At 34.4% G+C, this 15,419-nt stretch carries 18 protein-coding genes; 2 read left to right on the top strand and 16 right to left on the bottom strand.

From position 1 onward, the window contains the following. Window positions 1–8: 8 nt before the first annotated feature. The 6 genes from rnc to PRVXT_RS06800 form a co-directional block, all read right to left on the bottom strand. Entirely contained in the window at window positions 9–692 is a 684-nt protein-coding gene (gene rnc, locus PRVXT_RS06825) for a ribonuclease III (protein ID WP_350344912.1), read from the bottom strand. A 62-nt stretch (window positions 693–754) separates the two neighbouring features. After that, window positions 755–1,018, bottom strand: a complete 264-nt coding sequence (gene acpP / locus PRVXT_RS06820; RefSeq protein WP_434064310.1) for an acyl carrier protein — start codon at window positions 1,016–1,018, stop codon at window positions 755–757. Window positions 1,019–1,120: 102 nt separating this feature from the next. Beyond that, window positions 1,121–2,116 carry a phosphate acyltransferase PlsX gene (plsX, locus tag PRVXT_RS06815; protein WP_350345123.1) on the bottom strand — a complete coding sequence of 332 codons (996 nt, stop codon included), beginning with the start codon at window positions 2,114–2,116 and terminating at the stop codon, window positions 1,121–1,123. Between the two features lie 130 nt (window positions 2,117–2,246). Further along, entirely contained in the window at window positions 2,247–2,426 is a 180-nt protein-coding gene (gene rpmF, locus PRVXT_RS06810) for a 50S ribosomal protein L32 (protein ID WP_350344910.1), read from the bottom strand. A gap of 27 nt (window positions 2,427–2,453) precedes the next feature. Continuing rightward, window positions 2,454–2,993: a YceD family protein gene (locus tag PRVXT_RS06805; protein ID WP_350344909.1), complete on the bottom strand. Its 540-nt coding sequence runs from the start codon at window positions 2,991–2,993 to the stop codon at window positions 2,454–2,456. A 50-nt stretch (window positions 2,994–3,043) separates the two neighbouring features. Continuing rightward, window positions 3,044–4,237 carry an acetate/propionate family kinase gene (locus tag PRVXT_RS06800; protein WP_350344908.1) on the bottom strand — a complete coding sequence of 398 codons (1,194 nt, stop codon included), beginning with the start codon at window positions 4,235–4,237 and terminating at the stop codon, window positions 3,044–3,046. A gap of 178 nt (window positions 4,238–4,415) precedes the next feature. Between PRVXT_RS06800 and PRVXT_RS06795 the strand changes: the two genes are divergently transcribed. Beyond that, the gene (locus PRVXT_RS06795; protein WP_350344907.1) at window positions 4,416–5,624 is read left to right on the top strand and encodes a tRNA(Met) cytidine acetate ligase; all 1,209 of its coding nucleotides are present in this window, start codon (window positions 4,416–4,418) and stop codon (window positions 5,622–5,624) included. Window positions 5,625–5,728: 104 nt separating this feature from the next. Here the strand turns inward: PRVXT_RS06795 and PRVXT_RS06790 are convergent, their stop codons facing one another. Beyond that, window positions 5,729–6,724, bottom strand: a complete 996-nt coding sequence (locus PRVXT_RS06790; RefSeq protein ID WP_350344906.1) for a YlbL family protein — start codon at window positions 6,722–6,724, stop codon at window positions 5,729–5,731. Then, on the bottom strand, window positions 6,721–7,512 hold the full coding sequence (locus tag PRVXT_RS06785) for a patatin-like phospholipase family protein (protein ID WP_350344905.1): 792 nt from the start codon (window positions 7,510–7,512) through the stop codon (window positions 6,721–6,723). The genes PRVXT_RS06790 and PRVXT_RS06785 overlap by 4 nt, the downstream gene beginning before the upstream one ends. Window positions 7,513–7,627: 115 nt before the next feature. Here PRVXT_RS06785 and ylbJ point away from each other — a divergent pair, with 115 nt between their 5' ends. Next, complete coding sequence (gene ylbJ, locus PRVXT_RS06780; protein ID WP_350344904.1) at window positions 7,628–8,845, top strand: sporulation integral membrane protein YlbJ; 1,218 nt, start codon at window positions 7,628–7,630, stop codon at window positions 8,843–8,845. Window positions 8,846–8,847: 2 nt separating this feature from the next. Here ylbJ and coaD read toward each other — a convergent pair whose 3' ends face one another. The 8 genes from coaD to PRVXT_RS06740 form a co-directional block, all read right to left on the bottom strand. Beyond that, window positions 8,848–9,330, bottom strand: a complete 483-nt coding sequence (coaD, locus tag PRVXT_RS06775; RefSeq protein WP_350344903.1) for a pantetheine-phosphate adenylyltransferase — start codon at window positions 9,328–9,330, stop codon at window positions 8,848–8,850. Window positions 9,331–9,348: 18 nt separating this feature from the next. Then, complete coding sequence (rsmD, locus tag PRVXT_RS06770) at window positions 9,349–9,927, bottom strand: 16S rRNA (guanine(966)-N(2))-methyltransferase RsmD (protein ID WP_350344902.1); 579 nt, start codon at window positions 9,925–9,927, stop codon at window positions 9,349–9,351. A gap of 247 nt (window positions 9,928–10,174) precedes the next feature. Further along, window positions 10,175–10,552 (bottom strand): alpha/beta-type small acid-soluble spore protein, encoded by a 378-nt coding sequence (locus PRVXT_RS06765; protein ID WP_350344901.1) that lies wholly within the window; start codon window positions 10,550–10,552, stop codon window positions 10,175–10,177. A 29-nt stretch (window positions 10,553–10,581) separates the two neighbouring features. Continuing rightward, entirely contained in the window at window positions 10,582–10,812 is a 231-nt protein-coding gene (locus PRVXT_RS06760) for an alpha/beta-type small acid-soluble spore protein (protein WP_350344900.1), read from the bottom strand. A gap of 156 nt (window positions 10,813–10,968) precedes the next feature. Next, on the bottom strand, window positions 10,969–13,002 hold the full coding sequence (gene recG / locus PRVXT_RS06755) for an ATP-dependent DNA helicase RecG (protein WP_350344899.1): 2,034 nt from the start codon (window positions 13,000–13,002) through the stop codon (window positions 10,969–10,971). A 3-nt stretch (window positions 13,003–13,005) separates the two neighbouring features. Further along, window positions 13,006–13,878: an L-serine ammonia-lyase, iron-sulfur-dependent, subunit alpha gene (sdaAA, locus tag PRVXT_RS06750; protein WP_350344898.1), complete on the bottom strand. Its 873-nt coding sequence runs from the start codon at window positions 13,876–13,878 to the stop codon at window positions 13,006–13,008. Window positions 13,879–13,890: 12 nt separating this feature from the next. Further along, entirely contained in the window at window positions 13,891–14,547 is a 657-nt protein-coding gene (gene sdaAB / locus PRVXT_RS06745) for an L-serine ammonia-lyase, iron-sulfur-dependent subunit beta (protein WP_350344897.1), read from the bottom strand. 14 nt (window positions 14,548–14,561) lie between these two features. Then, a complete protein-coding gene (locus tag PRVXT_RS06740) occupies window positions 14,562–15,404 on the bottom strand; it encodes a DegV family protein (RefSeq protein ID WP_350344896.1) in 843 nt (280 codons plus the stop codon). Between the last annotated feature and the right edge of the window lie 15 nt (window positions 15,405–15,419).

Here is a 15,419-nt window from a genome sequence, read left to right as displayed (position 1 = left end):
AACCTTTATTATTGCTCATAAAAGTGCATAAGGCCGTGCCTTGCTGCCTCTTGTTCAGACTGTTTTTTGGTCTTTCCCTCTCCAACCCCAAGCTTTTTACCATTTAGGAAAACGGCAGACCTAAATCTTTTATCATGGTCTGGTCCCTTTTCTTCGATAATTTTATAAGTTAAATCGTTTACGCCATTTTTTTGTACATACTCTTGTAACTGGGTTTTAAAATCACTTTCTTCACCTATTAAAGATTGATTTATTTCCGGTTTAAGTATGTCCAAAACAATATCGTAACTTTTGTCAAACCCCAAATCCATATACATAGCTCCTACAAAGGCTTCAAAAGTATCTGCTAAAATAGAGTTTTTCTGCCTTCCACCTGTTTTTTCTTCACCCTTTCCAAGCCAGAGCATTTCACCAAAGTCCAACCTTCTGGCAGAAGCAGCTAATGATTTTTCACACACTATCTGTGCCCTTAATCTTGTCATCTCACCTTCGGTAATATTCTTAGTAAAGGTATATAAATATTCACTAATTATTAACTCTAAAACAGCATCACCTAAAAACTCTAGCCTTTGATTGTGCGCTTTTATTCCTAAATCATTTTCAAAAGCATATGAAGAATGAGTAAAAGCTTTTACATAGATTTCTTTATATGACAAATTAAATTTTTCTAGAAAAAACTCTATTTTTTTCACTAATTTCACCTCTATTAAAATTTTAATAAGACCCCGCACTACCTGCAGGCGGGGTCTCGTTCTTAAGAATTTTCTTCTATGAAATTTACAATATCTCCTACAGTATTCATCGTTTGCAGTTGCTCATCGGGAATTTGTAAATCAAACTCCTCTTCCAACACCATTAATAGATCCATGATATCTAATGAATCCAGTTCTAGATCCTCCTGAAATCTAGTTTCTGGTTTTATGTCTTCTTCACTTGTTCCAATAGTTGAAGCTATGATGCCTTTAACTTTATCAAATAATTCCACAAAACGCACCCCCTTTCCATTATTACCAAGCATTTACTTTCTTTATATCAACATACTAATGATTATACCTATTCAATAAATATCTAAGATATCCTAATAGACACAGCTTTTTATGAAGCGGCCACGAGCTAAGCATTAAATACCATCACTAAATTGATCTAAAACCTTAGATTCTATTAACCCTTTTCCTTGTTTCAAAATAGCATTTTTAATAGCTTTTGCATCTGATGAACCATGACTTTTGATTAGAGCGCCTTTCACTCCTAAAAGTGGTGCCCCACCATGCTCAGTATAATCCATTTGTTTTGCAAAATCAGTGAAAGCAGATTTTAACATAACTGCTCCTATTTTTCTACTAAAATTTTTAGTAATTTCTTCTTTCAAGGAACTAAAAATAAAGGAAGCGGCTCCTTCCATAAACTTAAGCATTACATTGCCAACAAATCCATCACAAACTACAACATCGACCTTTCCTCCTGGAACGTCTCTTGCTTCTATATTCCCCATAAAGTTAATTTCATCACATTCTTTTATCAATTCATAGGCTTTTTTTGTAAGTTCATTACCTTTTCCCTCTTCGGTTCCAACATTTAATAATCCAACCGAAGGTTCGCTTATTCCAAAAACTCCTTTTGCATATATTGAACCCATTTTGGCATATTGTAGAAGGTGCTCTGGTTTAGCATCCATATTAGAACCTACATCAAGAACTATAGTGTAACCACCAGCAGAGGGAAAAATTGGTGCTAAGGCAGGCCTATCAATACCCTTTATTCTCCTTAATATAAAATATCCGGCCGCCATAAACGCACCAGTGCTACCAGCAGTAACCACAGTATCTGCTTTTTTATCTTTAACTAATGATACAGCTTTTACTAGAGAAGAATCTTTCTTTTTACGTATAGCCTCAACGGGCTTCTCATCATTTGTGATGACTTGTGGTGCATCCACTATTTCAAAACGCTCTTTATATTTTTCAACATCAATAGCATCAAGCTTTTCTTTAATTTGCGAACTAGGTCCGACAAAATAAATAAATAAACCATCACTCTCTTTAAGAGCATCCACACCACCTTCTACGGTAGAGTAAGGAGCATTGTCTCCTCCCATTACATCCAGTGCTATTTTTATCAACGAACTCCCCCCTTATACAAGGTCATATAATAATATGTACATACTCCGACATATTTATAATTATAGTCAAGAATTTATAAAAAAGCAAATTAAAAGGGTAGCCTCTTAAAATGGCCACCCCTTAAATTTATTTTTCTACTTCTATAACTTGCTTACCTTTATAGAAACCACACTCTTGGCAAACTCTATGAGGCAATTTTGGTTCATGACACTGAGGACAGCTTACACTGCCTGGTATATTTAATTTCCAGTTAGCTCTCCTTTTTGCTTGACGAGCTTTTGAATGTCTACGCTTTGGTACTGCCATAACTTCCACCTCCTCTTACTGGAACCACTATTTCTTCTTATCATAGTACTTTTTAAGAACAGCTAGTCTAGGGTCAACATCATTTTTGTCACACCCACACTGACCATCATTAAGATTTGTACCGCAGTTATAGCATAACCCCAAACAATTTTTTTGGCACAAAAATTTCGAAGGTATAGAAAACTCGATTGCTTCCTGTAATAGTTCCTTTAAAGGAAGCCTTCCAATTGGTATCCGATAAAACCCTTCAGAGTCTTCCTCTTTTAGGTCAATTTCTTGGTTAGTTACAAGCACCTGTTTTTTAAACAACTCTTTTACTTCTAAAGTGTTTAAGCTTAAACACCTATCACAAGGGAGTTTCAGCTGAGTTTCTACTAGACCTTCTATTAAGTATGTTTGCTCTTGTTTTTTAGAAACTGTTGCCGATACTTTAATCGGCTCTATAAAACCACCATTCGGCACTATTATGACTGAATTTTTTTTAGGTATAGTATAACTATACTCTTTCATTAGATTTTTTTCAGTTTCCAATTCCAATAAGTTAATTGTTAAAAGATTATTTACCACGATAAACCATCCTCAATTATATATTAATAGGACTTGTTTGTCAAACAGATCTATTTTACTAGATTTTTGGTGTCTCTAGCAATCATTAACTCTTCATTAGTTGGTATAACTAATGCTTTTACTTTACTTCCTTCTGCTGAAAAATCAGTTGCTTTTCCTCTTACTTTATTTTTGTCCTTATCTATTTTCAAGCCAAGGTAATTAAAGTTATTGAGAATTTGCTCTCGTGTCTCTGGCGAGTTCTCACCTAAACCAGCTGTGAAGATTATAGCATCTACACCATTTAGTACGGCTGCATAACTCCCAATATACTTTTGTACTCTATGAGCAAAAATATCTAAAGCTAAAGCTGCACGTTTATTACCTTTTTCGCTAGCTTCCTCTAGGTCTCTAAAGTCACTGCTTACACCTGATATGCCCATAACGCCTGATTTTTTGTTCATGTAATTATTTAAGTCATTTGCATCAAGACCCATTTTTTTCATTAAAAACGGGACAATTGCAGGATCGATATCTCCACAGCGGGTTCCCATAACTAAGCCTTCTAATGGAGTTAAGCCCATTGAAGTATCCATTACTTTACCGCCATCTATTGCTGCTACACTTGCCCCATTGCCCAGATGACAAGTAATTAATTTTAGGTCTTTAATTTCTTTGCCTAACAGTTCTGCAGCTTGCTGAGTTACAAACTTATGAGAAGTTCCATGAAACCCGTACCGTCTAATAGCGTGTTCTTCATATGCCTCGTATGGCAATCCATAAATAAAGGATTTCTCTGGCATTGTTTGATGGAATGCCGTATCGAAAACAGCTACTTGTTCAACCGCAGGTAATACTTCAGAGCACGCTTCAATCCCCATAATGTTTGGTGGATTATGTAAAGGCGCCAAATCTATGCACTTGCTTATAGCATCCATAACCTTATCATTTATTAATACAGACTCAGAAAACTCTTCTCCCCCGTGAACTACTCGATGGCCTACCGCTTCAATTTCTTCCATGCTACTAATTACACCAATCTTGTTATCTACCAATGTATCAATAACCATCTTAATAGCAACTTTGTGGTCACTAATGTCAGCAGGAAGCTTCACCTTATCTTCCTTACCTGGTTGGTGTACAAGCTGAGCACCCTCCAATCCAATTCTCTCTACTAATCCTTTTGCCAAAACATCTTCGTTTTTCATATCAAATAACTGATATTTCAAAGAAGAACTTCCACAATTTACAACTAAAACTTTCATCTAGTAAATCCTCCTTTATGTTTATGTAAATTACATTCTATACTATTTTATAAGTTTCTTAACATATTTTCAATAGCTAAAATCCATTTATAGCATAAATCGATAAATATTTAACAATCTTTTTTATTTTATTATACATGTGGTATACTGATTAAAAAGCTGAAAGACGGTGATTATAATGAACACAATTGGTATAATCATTGAATACAACCCATTTCACAATGGCCATAACTATCATATCAAACAAGCAAAAGTAAAAAGCGATGCTGAGTTTGTAGTTGGTATAATGAGTGGGAATTACGTCCAACGAGGTGAGCCGGCTATCATCAATAAATGGGATAGAACAAAAATAGCCTTGAACCATGGTGTTGATATGGTTATAGAACTCCCTACCATTTATTCTACCCAAAGTGCAGAAGGATTTGCTAAAGGTTCTATATCGACTCTTGCTAGCAGTGGAATTATTGACGGTATAATATTTGGCTCAGAAGCAGGAGTTATATCCCCTTTGAAAAAAGTTGCTCAGGAAATTTTAGAAATAGAAAGAACTCCAAAACTTATAACTAATAAACTTAAAGAAGGTATTAGTTATTCTAAAACTCTACAGAAGTTAACTGCTAACAATAATTTTCTTTCCGGGTCTAATAACATCTTAGGTATAGAGTATATAAAACAGAACATTAAGCTGGGAAGTCCTTTAAAAGTTGAAACTATAAAAAGAAAAAACTCTACTTATAACGAAGCAACTCCCAACAATGATTTTTTTACAAGCGCAACTTCTTTGAGGTCTATGATCAAAAACCAATCCAAAGAACTGAGTAATTATATTCCACCTAAAGCTCTGTCTACTTTAAAGTATACCCAAAAAAAACAACAATTTATTGAAATTAACTCATTTACTGATTATTTATTTCCTTTGTTAATAAAAGATGGTTATAAACTAATTCCCAAAACACAGGGCTATGAAAAAGGACTGGAAAATAGGATTATGCAAGCCTTGTTTGATGGAAAGCCTAAAGATATTGAAACCTTAGTATCCCAAGTTAACTCAAAGCGGTATTCAAGAAGTCGCATTAATCGTTTATTATTGCACTTTATGCTTGGCGTTGAAAAAGAAACTGTAATTAAAGCTAACATTGAAACCCCTTATCTAAAAATATTAGGTTGCTCTGAAAAAGGTCTAAAATTATTACACAAGTTGAAAAAAAAATCAGCAGTACCCTATTCTTTAAACTATAAAAACTTATTAGATTCCTTACCTAAAAAAGGCTTAGGATATCAACTGTTAGCTAGTGAAAATATTTATTCCAACCTTTATATACAACAAAGTTTTATTCACAAAAAATATAATTTGGAATTTAGACATAAACCGATTATAGTGAAATAAGCACTTATACTTTTTTATGTCCATCAATGAAAAAAGGCGTAATACCGTGGGTATCACGCCTTTTTTCATTGCTTTAAGTTTCATCACTCAAATATAATGTGGCTCTAATTTTCTGTAAGATAGTTGACAACATCATCAAAATGTTCAACTTGCACTACCTTTACCTCCGTGGCATGTGCTATCGCTTCTTCATAATTATCAACGGGGCAAAAAAGCACATCTGCTTGTTTTTCTTCCGCTGCATATACCTTTTGCTTCATTCCACCTATTGTTCCAATTGTACCATCAAAGCTTATAGTTCCTGTTCCTGCTACAACTCTATCTCCAATAATATCTTCTTCTGTTAATTGATTATAAATTTCAAGCACAAACATCATACCAGCTGATGGCCCACCAATTTGTCCTGTGTCAAATTCAATATCTAGAGGGTATTCAGGTTGCCAGTTTAATGTTCTGATAAAAACTCCTAACGCAGGGACTTCAGGATCAGCCTCACTAGAACCAAGCTCTACTTCAAATTTTTTTTCTACTTCTTCCCGCAAAATAGTTATAGGTATTTTATCACCAACATCGTTACTTTGAACAACGGAAATCAACTGATCAGACAACATTACTTCGTTACCATCAACTTCTATAAAAACATCTCCTGGTTGCAATACGCCTTTAACTGAGCTAGTTGGGATTATCTCTATAACTTCAACACCATCAGATTTCATAGGAACTTCATATCCCGCCATCTCCATTGCCACTACCTTTGCATTATCCTGACTTTCCTGCATTCTCTCTCTGTTTAATTTATAGTACTCATCTAAGTCCATATCTGGTGGAATTACATTAGATTGATGAACAATGTCAACTCTAGGACTTAGAGCACCAAACATATAAGTAAAAGGTGATGCTGCCATTTGACTTACTGTTAAAAGGTATATCTCAGATTCGTGGTTATAAGAATCCTCTACCTCAACCAATTCACCAATTAATACTGCTTCACCAGGACGCATTAATAAGTATCCTGTATCGTACCCAATAAAAAACAGGACCATAATTAAAACAGCAAATGCAATTATTATGGCCTTTACTTTTTTTGCGTTAAAGTTCAAACTATGCCCCCTCCTTTAAGTACTTTGAGAATTTCATCTTTTTTATCTTGTACTGCTTTTTGCCCAGCTAACACACCCTCCTCTACTCTATCAAACTGCATACCTTCAATATCTGCAACATTAGGTTTAATAATGATATCATAGTCGATTATTTTATACTTTAATAACTGATTTTCCATTATATCAAAAGTTTGCATCAAGACACTAAGAATATTATTCACCTTGGCATCTTTTTTATAGCTGGTAACATCTACCGCTATAACTATATCGGCTCCCATTTGCTTAACTACAGAAATTGGAACCCTTTCAACCACTGCTCCATCTACTAAAAGACGACCTTGATATTCAACTGGGTTGAATATTCCAGGTATGCTTATACTAGCACGCACTCCTTGATGTATAGGTCCCTTATCAATAACAACACAGTCACCGTTATTTATATCTGTAGCCACAGCTTTAAATGGAATATCAGTCTGCTCAAAAGTCTTAGATTTAGTTAAAATTTTCAACATTTCTTGGATCTTATCGCCTGCTATTAATCCTTTTTTAGGTATAGACCAATCAGTCCAAGAGCCAGAACTAAGGTTTAAAGCTAATTTAGAAATCATCTCTGGTTTAATTCCAACGGAATAGAAACTTCCTACTAAGGCTCCCATACTGGTGCCTGCTATGTAATCAATAGGAACGTTAAGAGCTTCAAGCTCCTTTAACACTCCAATGTGAGCTAGACCTCTTGCAGATCCTGCACCCAATGCCAAACCAACTTTAGGTCTTTTGCTATTTTCCATTTAACTCACCTACCTATCATTATGGTTTTAAAATATATAATATAACATAAAAATCATACCAAGCCCTTTTCTTGAATAAAATGTTTTAAAGTATGTAAAGAAAGGACTGCTGATTATGTATGTAAAAAAAATAAAAGTATATGGTGCTGCATTATTTGCAACATTTATGGCAATTTCTATGATCTTATTTCCTGAAAGCACTTTTGAAAGCGCCTCTGAAGGTTTAAACTTATGGTGGAATGTAGTGTTTCCTGCCTTATTACCGTTTTTCATAGTTGCCCAATTATTGATAGGGCTTGGAGCTGTACATTTTATGGGTGTTTTATTAGAGCCTTTTATGAGGCCAGTATTTAATGTGCCAGGTTCCGGTGGTTTTGTAATGGCAGTCGGGCTCGCATCTGGTTTTCCATTAGGCTCTATTTTGACAGCAGATGTAAGAAAAAAGAATTTAGTTAACAAAACAGAGGGAGAGAGGTTGGTCTCATTTACAAATACAGCTGATCCCCTTTTCATGTTTGGTGCAGTAGCGGTAGGCATGCTGGGTAAAGTTGAAATTGGTGTGCTGATAGCCGTTGCCCATTACCTTTCTTCAATATCTGTAGGAATATTGATGCGTTTCTATAAAAAAAATGCTCCTATAACTCCATCTAATTTGTCATCTAAGCAAAACATTTTACTCCGGGCTTTGATAGAGTTAAAAAAAGGAAGAGAAGAAGATAACAGATCTTTTGGTAAATTGTTAGGAGACTCTGTAAAAAAATCAATAAACACACTTCTAGTTATAGGTGGATTTATTGTAGTATTTTCTGTTATGATCGAAATCCTCCTTAATGTTGGTGTCATACATTTTTTAGCCAATATTCTTTTAATTCCCTTAGAACCATTAGGTGTGAATTTTGACCTTATTGTTGCCTACATAAGTGGCATTTTTGAAGTTACTTTAGGGTGTCAAAAAGCAGCAGAAGCAATGGTTTCTCCCATGGCCCAAGTGATTACTTTGAGCTTCTTAATAGCATTTAGTGGTATCTCTGTAATTGCACAGGTAGCAAGTATGCTGGGAGATACAGATATTAGCATAAAACCTTTTATTGTTTCAAGGATTATACACGGTACTTTAGCTGGATTTTATACTTTTCTCTTAGTAAAGTTTGGAGCATTCAAACTTTTCCCTACAGCAGTTCCCGCCTTTATGTCCCAAGCTCCTAGTTTTTCGATTAACTTTTTATTATATAGATTTATCTTCTTTAGTATTCCAATACTGCTTATAGGGCTGCTTGTTATATTAATTTTGCTCTACAGGACTACAAAATTTATTTCATTTAAGGTAAAATAATATTATTTATACCCAAATTTCTCTTTTAATTTTATTTCGACATCCTTAGGCACTAACCCTTCAATGCACCCATCCCATTTAGCTATTTCCTTTACTAAACTTGAACTCAAAAAAGAATATTTATTATTAGTCATCATGAAAAGTGTTTCAACATTTTTTTCTAATTTTTTATTGATTGAAGCCATCTGTAACTCATATTCAAAGTCTGAAACTGCTCTTAACCCTTTTATAATAACTCCTGCCTTATATTTTGCACAATAATTTACTAAAAGGCCATCAAAAGTATCAACAATAACATTATCAAAATCCTTTGTTGCCTTAATTAGCATATTTACCCGCTCTTCATTACTAAACAACGGAGTTTTATTTGAGTTGTGCGCTACTGCTACTATAACACTATCAAATGTTTTAGTCCCTCTTTTTATAATATCTAAATGCCCGTTAGTCACAGGATCAAAACTCCCTGGGTAAACTGCTTTAGTCATCACTGGAACACTCCCTTTTTATTCATAAGATTCAGTAGTATAAATTGATATAGATGTATCTCCATACCCTTTTTGTTTAATAAGCATTAGTTGGTTATGTAAAACAGGTTCTTCTTTACTGTGCTCCACTATTGCTATTCCTCCAGTACATAGTAATTGCTTTTGGAACACAGTTTCTAACATTTTTTGTGCTAAACCTTGATTATATGGAGGATCAATAAAGATACAATTGAACTTTTCAATTTTTAAAGTAACTTTAAAAACATCACCTTTAACAACATCAAATTTATTTTTGTCAAAACCTAATCGAGTTAAATTTTCTTTAATGCATCTATAAGATTGAAAATTTTTTTCTATAAACCGACAATATGTTCCACCCCTACTAAGAAATTCTATACCTAAACTACCACTTCCTGCAAAACAATCCAGGGCCATAGAATTTTCATCTATGTATGGAGCAATCATATTAAATATTGAACCTTTTACTTTATCTGAGGTTGGTCGTGTTTTATGGCCTTTAATATTTTTTATAGGAAATCCTTTTTTTTCACCTGCTATCACTCGCATTTTAATCACCTCGCTTTTTGATTTTACCACAGTTGCTTCCTACCTTCAAATTCTATCCTTTTACCAAAATTTATTTTTTTTGTATAAAACATGTATTGTAGGGAAAGTATATATATTGAACCGGAGAGTTGCCGCAAAGATATTTTCCCCAAAATCTTTGCAGCATCATAACCATTTCCCCATAACTCTTCCTCCGGTTTCTCCTCTCCCAGGCCGGCGGCCCCCACCGCCGGTATTTAAAAGGGATGCTCCTTTATGGAGCATCCCTTTGTTATAACTAACTCATTTGATTTTGTTGTCCTGTTTGCTGGGTTTGCCCCATTTGCTGAGTTTGTCCCATTTGCTGAGTTTGCCCTGATTGTTGGTTTTGAGCTGTTATTTGCTGTGTTGATGGCGATTCTTGCATAGTAGCTGGTTTTGGTGTTGAACTACTATTAGACATGTTATTTTCAGCCATTTCTATTAGTCTTTTAACCATTTGTCCACCTATTTGACCAACCTCATATGGTGACATATTTGCATAACCTTGTTGTTGAATTTTTTGATTTAATCCTAGCTCCGTCGCAACTTCGTTCTTGAGATTATCCAAAGCTTGCTCTGCTTGTGGAACAAGAACTTTTTGGCTTTCAAAACCTTGTTGTCTTTCTGTTTTCATTAAGATACACCTCCTAAATTATATTTATTTTATCGGTTTCCATTACCACCGTTTAGTTGTTGTTCTGCTTCTTGAATCATTCTTTTAACCATTTGACCACCAATCTGTCCAACCTCTCTAGTTGTCATACTGTTCCATCCACCACTTTGTATCTTTTGATTTAATCCTAGTTCAGAGGCTACTTCATATTTATATTGATCTAACATTTGTTCCGCACCTGGAACTACTGAGCGTCTTCTACGTCTAGAGTTACGAGCCATTTATTTCACCTCCTTTTTTTGTGTTCATTTCTAGTTTGCACGGTTTTGTTTTTAGTATGCTAGAAGTGTTTTCCTAAGGTGAAAAGAATTTCAACCGTTTATAATATTTACATATTATTTATATGCATAAAAAAGCGCCTTATAAAGGGCGCTTTTTTAATCTAGATAATTTTTTGCAAATTCTTTTATTTTATCAAAAAAAAGTCTATAAGATTCTGTTTCTTTGTTTTTTAATATAACTTCTGCCGCTTCGGTAGCAGGTTGTATATAATCTTGGTGTTTTAACATGTCAAAATGTTTAAACTCTGGAATGCCATGCTGCCTTGTTCCAAAGAATTCCCCCGGCCCTCGGAGCTTAAGGTCCTCTTCTGATATATCAAAACCATCTACAGTTTTAGTCATTATCTTCATTCTTTGTTTAGCAGTAGAACTGTTTGTATGACAAACTAATATACAGTAACTTTGAATGGAACCTCTACCTACCCTGCCTCTTAATTGATGTAATTGTGATAATCCAAACTTTTCAGAATTTTCGATAACGATAATATTTGCATTGCTTACATCGACACCAACTTCAATAACAGTCGTTGACACTAAAATGGAAGTTTCTCCTTTTTTAAATCCATTCATTACTTCTTCCTTTTGGCGGGAGTTCATTTTGCCATGTAAAAGACCTACCTTTACATTATCAAAGTAATTCTTTACCATATCGTAATATTGCGTCACTGCAAGACCTGAAACTTTATCTGATTCTTCAACTAATGGACATACAATATAACACTGTTGTCCTTTAGATATTTCTTTTTTTATAAAGTCAAATACCCTATTTCTGTTATTAGGCGTAGTAGAATAGGTTTTTATAGGTTTCCTTCCTTTTGGCAATTGTTTAATATAAGATATGTCTAAATCACCATAAATAATTTGTGACATTGTCCTTGGTATCGGTGTAGCAGACATGACCAAAACATGAGGATGCTCACCTTTATTTCTTAATGAAGAACGCTGTTCAACTCCAAATCGATGTTGCTCATCTGTAACTATTAAAGCTAGTTTTTTAAATTCTACTTTTTCCTGTAATATGGCGTGAGTACCAACAATAATGTCAACTTCCCCATTTTTTATTCTTTTATATGATTCACTTTTACCTTTAGTACTTGATGTTAATAACTCTATGTTTATATCAAAAAATGCAAAAAAATCTTTAAGATTGTAATAATGTTGCTCTGCTAAAATTTCTGTAGGAACCATCATCGCTCCTTGATAACCATTGCATACGGTTAGAAAAAGCGAGTAGGCAGCTACTACAGTTTTTCCGCTGCCAACATCTCCTTGGAGTAATCTATTCATTGGTTTTAAAGAGGTCATATCAGCGATAATTTCTGTAATAACCTTTTGTTGATCCTCTGTTAATTTAAACTTTAGCTTTTTTGAAAACTGGTCTATTAAAGATTGACCTAAACGGTGTTTAATGCCAGATTGTCTGCTTATATTTTCTTTTCCAAGAAGTAGTGCCGATTTAAAAGTCAATATTTCTTCAAAAATAAAACGTTTTTTTGCTTCTATCCATTCATCCTTAGATTTTGGGTTATGAACAGATATAATACATTTTTTTATTTCACATAGATTAAACATTTCCATAATTTCTTTAGGGAGATATTCAACTAATTGATGTTCATACTTTTTTATAGCAATAGAAATGCATTGTTGAATTTGGCTTTGAGTTAAGCCATCAGTGACTGGATAAATAGGTCTGAAATATTGAGTTTGTTTTTTTGTGTCATTTTTAACTAGAGCGTTGTTAAATTTATATTCATTTACTGTTATCTGTCTATATTGTTTATTATACACACCCTTGACACTAATAGACTTTCCTACAATAATTTTGTTTTTTAAAAAGGGCTGATTAAACCAAACTAACTTAAATCTACCTAAGTTTCCAGCTACCTCTGCAGACAATATACTTAAATTACCTCTAGTTTTTCTTAAAAAAGGTGATGTAACTATTACACCATTGAGGGATACTTTTGCTTTATCTTCAACCTCGTTTCTCATGGCCGAAACATCTTGTACAGTTTCTAATTCCCTTGGCATATAAAAAATTAAATCTTTAATAGTATTTACTCCCAAGGTTCTAAAAAGCCGGGCCCTTTTAGGCCCAACCCCTTTTAAATACTGTATATCCCTTTCCATGATTTATTGCCCCCCTAGCTCCTTTTCAATCCTTTTAGCAGTCGGAGTATTAGCCAGCCCTCCCATGGATGTTTCCTTTAACTCTTCTGGTAGCATCTTCCCAACCTCAGCCATAGCATCTATAACTTCATCGACGTTAATCACGCTTGAAACATCGGCTAAAGCCATTTGGGCAGCTATTAAAGAAGTTGAGGCATAATAACCATTCCTTTTTATACAAGGCACTTCTACTAGACCAGCAACTGGGTCACATACCAAACCCATCACATTTTTTATAGAAATAGCAACTGAGTTTTCAATATGCTCTATGTTTCCGCCTAATAGATAAGTAACAGCTGCAGCTGCCATAGCTGATGCACTACCACACTCTGCTTGACAACCTCCTTCTGCTCCCGCAACCGTTCCTTTATGGGCGATAATTTTCCCTACCACCGATGCTACAAAAATACTCTCTACAATTTCTCTTTGCTTGATACTATACTCCTCTTGAACAGCCAATAATACCCCTGGCAGTATTCCGCATGAACCCGCCGTTGGAGTAGCAACAATCTTCCCCATAGATGCGTTAAGCTCAGCCATTGCCATAGCATAAGCCATAGATTTTTTAGATAATTGTCCTGAAAGAACTTGTTCACTGTTTAATAGCTTGTACCCATCTCCTCCTGTCAAACCTGAAACAGACTTAATCTCCGGATTCAATCCTTCCTTTATTCCTTTTTGCATTACTTCCCAGTATTTATCCATTTTATCTATGACTACTTCTTTGGACAGTTCGGATTCTTCCATTTCCCAGTTTACTATCTGTTCCCAAAGTTGTTTATTATTACTTTTACCCACATATTCTCTAAACTGAGAAAAGCTTTTAGGAAAGCCCATATCACTAACCTCCTATAGTGGCGGAATAAAGGAAACAGAGTTTACTTCATTAATAGTTTCTATTTTCTTTATACAAGTATTAGAAACTTTTTGATCAGTTTCCACTACCATTAAAGCGCTTACTCCCTTTTCCTTTCTTACCACACTCATATTTGCTATATTTACTTTGTCTTCTGCTAATCTTTGTGTAACTTTTGTTATAGTTCCATACATATCTCTATGAGGAATAATTAAAGTATTAAACTTTCCAGTTAAATTCAATGCAAAGTCATCAATTCTAGTTATAACGATGTTCCCTCCACCTATAGAACACCCTTCAATAAATATATTTTTAGATTCAGTAATAATATCAAAAGATGCAGTATTAGGATGACTAGCCCCTTTAGCCATTTCACAAATTTTAAAGTTTAAACCAGCTTCTTTAGCAATTTCAAAGGAGTCTTTCAAATCGTTATTTTCTTCTGTTAACCCTAGTAGTCCTGCTACTATAGCAATATCCGTTCCGTGTCCTTTATAAGTTTTTGCAAATGAACCGTAAAGGTTTATAGTTACTGACTTTATAGACTCGCCAGCAATAATTTTTGCCATTCTTCCAAGCCTTGCTGCGCCAGCTGTATGAGAACTTGAAGGCCCGATCATAATCGGGCCTATAATATCAAAAACACTCATTATTAGGGCCTCCTTTATACGGGATAAGTAGTCAATACCACAGCTTTAGGACCTAGATGTGCACCATTGGTAGCCCCCATTTGAGAAAGTATTAGCTCGTTATATTCCTTTTCCTTTTCTAAGCTCTCCCGCAATTGGAGGGCATCTCCTAAACACTCACCATATGAAATAGCTACTTTATACTTTGTGCTGCCTAAAAATCTTTCTTGTGCTAACTTCGCAAGGCCTGCCAATGCCTTAGGCCTGTTTTTATAGCAATCAACCACCTCAATTTTTCCATTTTTTATTATAATAATATAATTGGTATTTACTACGTCTTCATTATGTTCTTCAAGTTCTTTGTATAACTTACTATTTAAAGTATCAGACCCTTCTACTAAAAAATATGTCAACATATTATTTTTTAAGTTGTTAGCCAAGCTAACGAGTTTTGTCTTTTTGTTACAACTTTTTGCCACTTTACCTACTTCCATAGCTAAACAGCCTAGAGCCATGGAGAAAAGATTAGTTTCAACTACACTAACCTTGTTATTAGCGAAAGATTCTTTTGCACCCTTAACCTTATTTGCCACACCACAAAAGACAGTATCGCTGTGTATCGAAATAATATTTTGATATTTGGACAACAAATTTATATATATGTCCTGAATTTCATTTACATCAGGTTCGTTTACAGTAATTTTAGGGGTATCTTCTTTTACATTCTTAAATATTTCATCTGCAGAGATACCTATATTATCTTTATATACATTACTATTTATCTTTATTTTTAAGGGTATAACAATTATATCTAATTCCTTTAAAACACCGTCTGGTAAATCAGCGCTACTATCTGTTACAACCACCGTGGAGGTCATATCATCACCACCTTT

It is taken from the genome of Proteinivorax tanatarense, from assembly GCF_040267685.1.
GTDB classification, from domain to species: Bacteria; Bacillota; Proteinivoracia; order Proteinivoracales; family Proteinivoracaceae; genus Proteinivorax; species Proteinivorax tanatarense.
This window is presented reverse-complemented; position numbering and strand designations above follow the sequence as displayed.

Excerpts from the sequence above, each read along its gene's own strand:
- PRVXT_RS06765 (WP_350344901.1), bottom strand. The coding sequence starts at position 10,552 with ATGAAAACAGAAAGACAACAAGGTTTTGAAAGCCAAAAAGTTCTTGTT.
- sdaAA (WP_350344898.1), bottom strand. The coding sequence starts at position 13,878 with ATGGGCTTTCCTAAAAGCTTTTCTCAGTTTAGAGAATATGTGGGTAAA.
- acpP (WP_434064310.1), bottom strand. The coding sequence starts at position 1,018 with ATGCTTGGTAATAATGGAAAGGGGGTGCGTTTTGTGGAATTATTTGAT.
- PRVXT_RS06760 (WP_350344900.1), bottom strand. The coding sequence starts at position 10,812 with ATGGCTCGTAACTCTAGACGTAGAAGACGCTCAGTAGTTCCAGGTGCG.
- ylbJ (WP_350344904.1), top strand. The coding sequence starts at position 7,628 with ATGTATGTAAAAAAAATAAAAGTATATGGTGCTGCATTATTTGCAACA.
- recG (WP_350344899.1), bottom strand. The coding sequence starts at position 13,002 with ATGGAAAGGGATATACAGTATTTAAAAGGGGTTGGGCCTAAAAGGGCC.
- PRVXT_RS06795 (WP_350344907.1), top strand. The coding sequence starts at position 4,416 with ATGAACACAATTGGTATAATCATTGAATACAACCCATTTCACAATGGC.
- PRVXT_RS06740 (WP_350344896.1), bottom strand. The coding sequence starts at position 15,404 with ATGACCTCCACGGTGGTTGTAACAGATAGTAGCGCTGATTTACCAGAC.
- sdaAB (WP_350344897.1), bottom strand. The coding sequence starts at position 14,547 with ATGAGTGTTTTTGATATTATAGGCCCGATTATGATCGGGCCTTCAAGT.
- PRVXT_RS06800 (WP_350344908.1), bottom strand. The coding sequence starts at position 4,237 with ATGAAAGTTTTAGTTGTAAATTGTGGAAGTTCTTCTTTGAAATATCAG.
- rpmF (WP_350344910.1), bottom strand. The coding sequence starts at position 2,426 with ATGGCAGTACCAAAGCGTAGACATTCAAAAGCTCGTCAAGCAAAAAGG.
- PRVXT_RS06785 (WP_350344905.1), bottom strand. The coding sequence starts at position 7,512 with ATGGAAAATAGCAAAAGACCTAAAGTTGGTTTGGCATTGGGTGCAGGA.
- coaD (WP_350344903.1), bottom strand. The coding sequence starts at position 9,330 with ATGACTAAAGCAGTTTACCCAGGGAGTTTTGATCCTGTGACTAACGGG.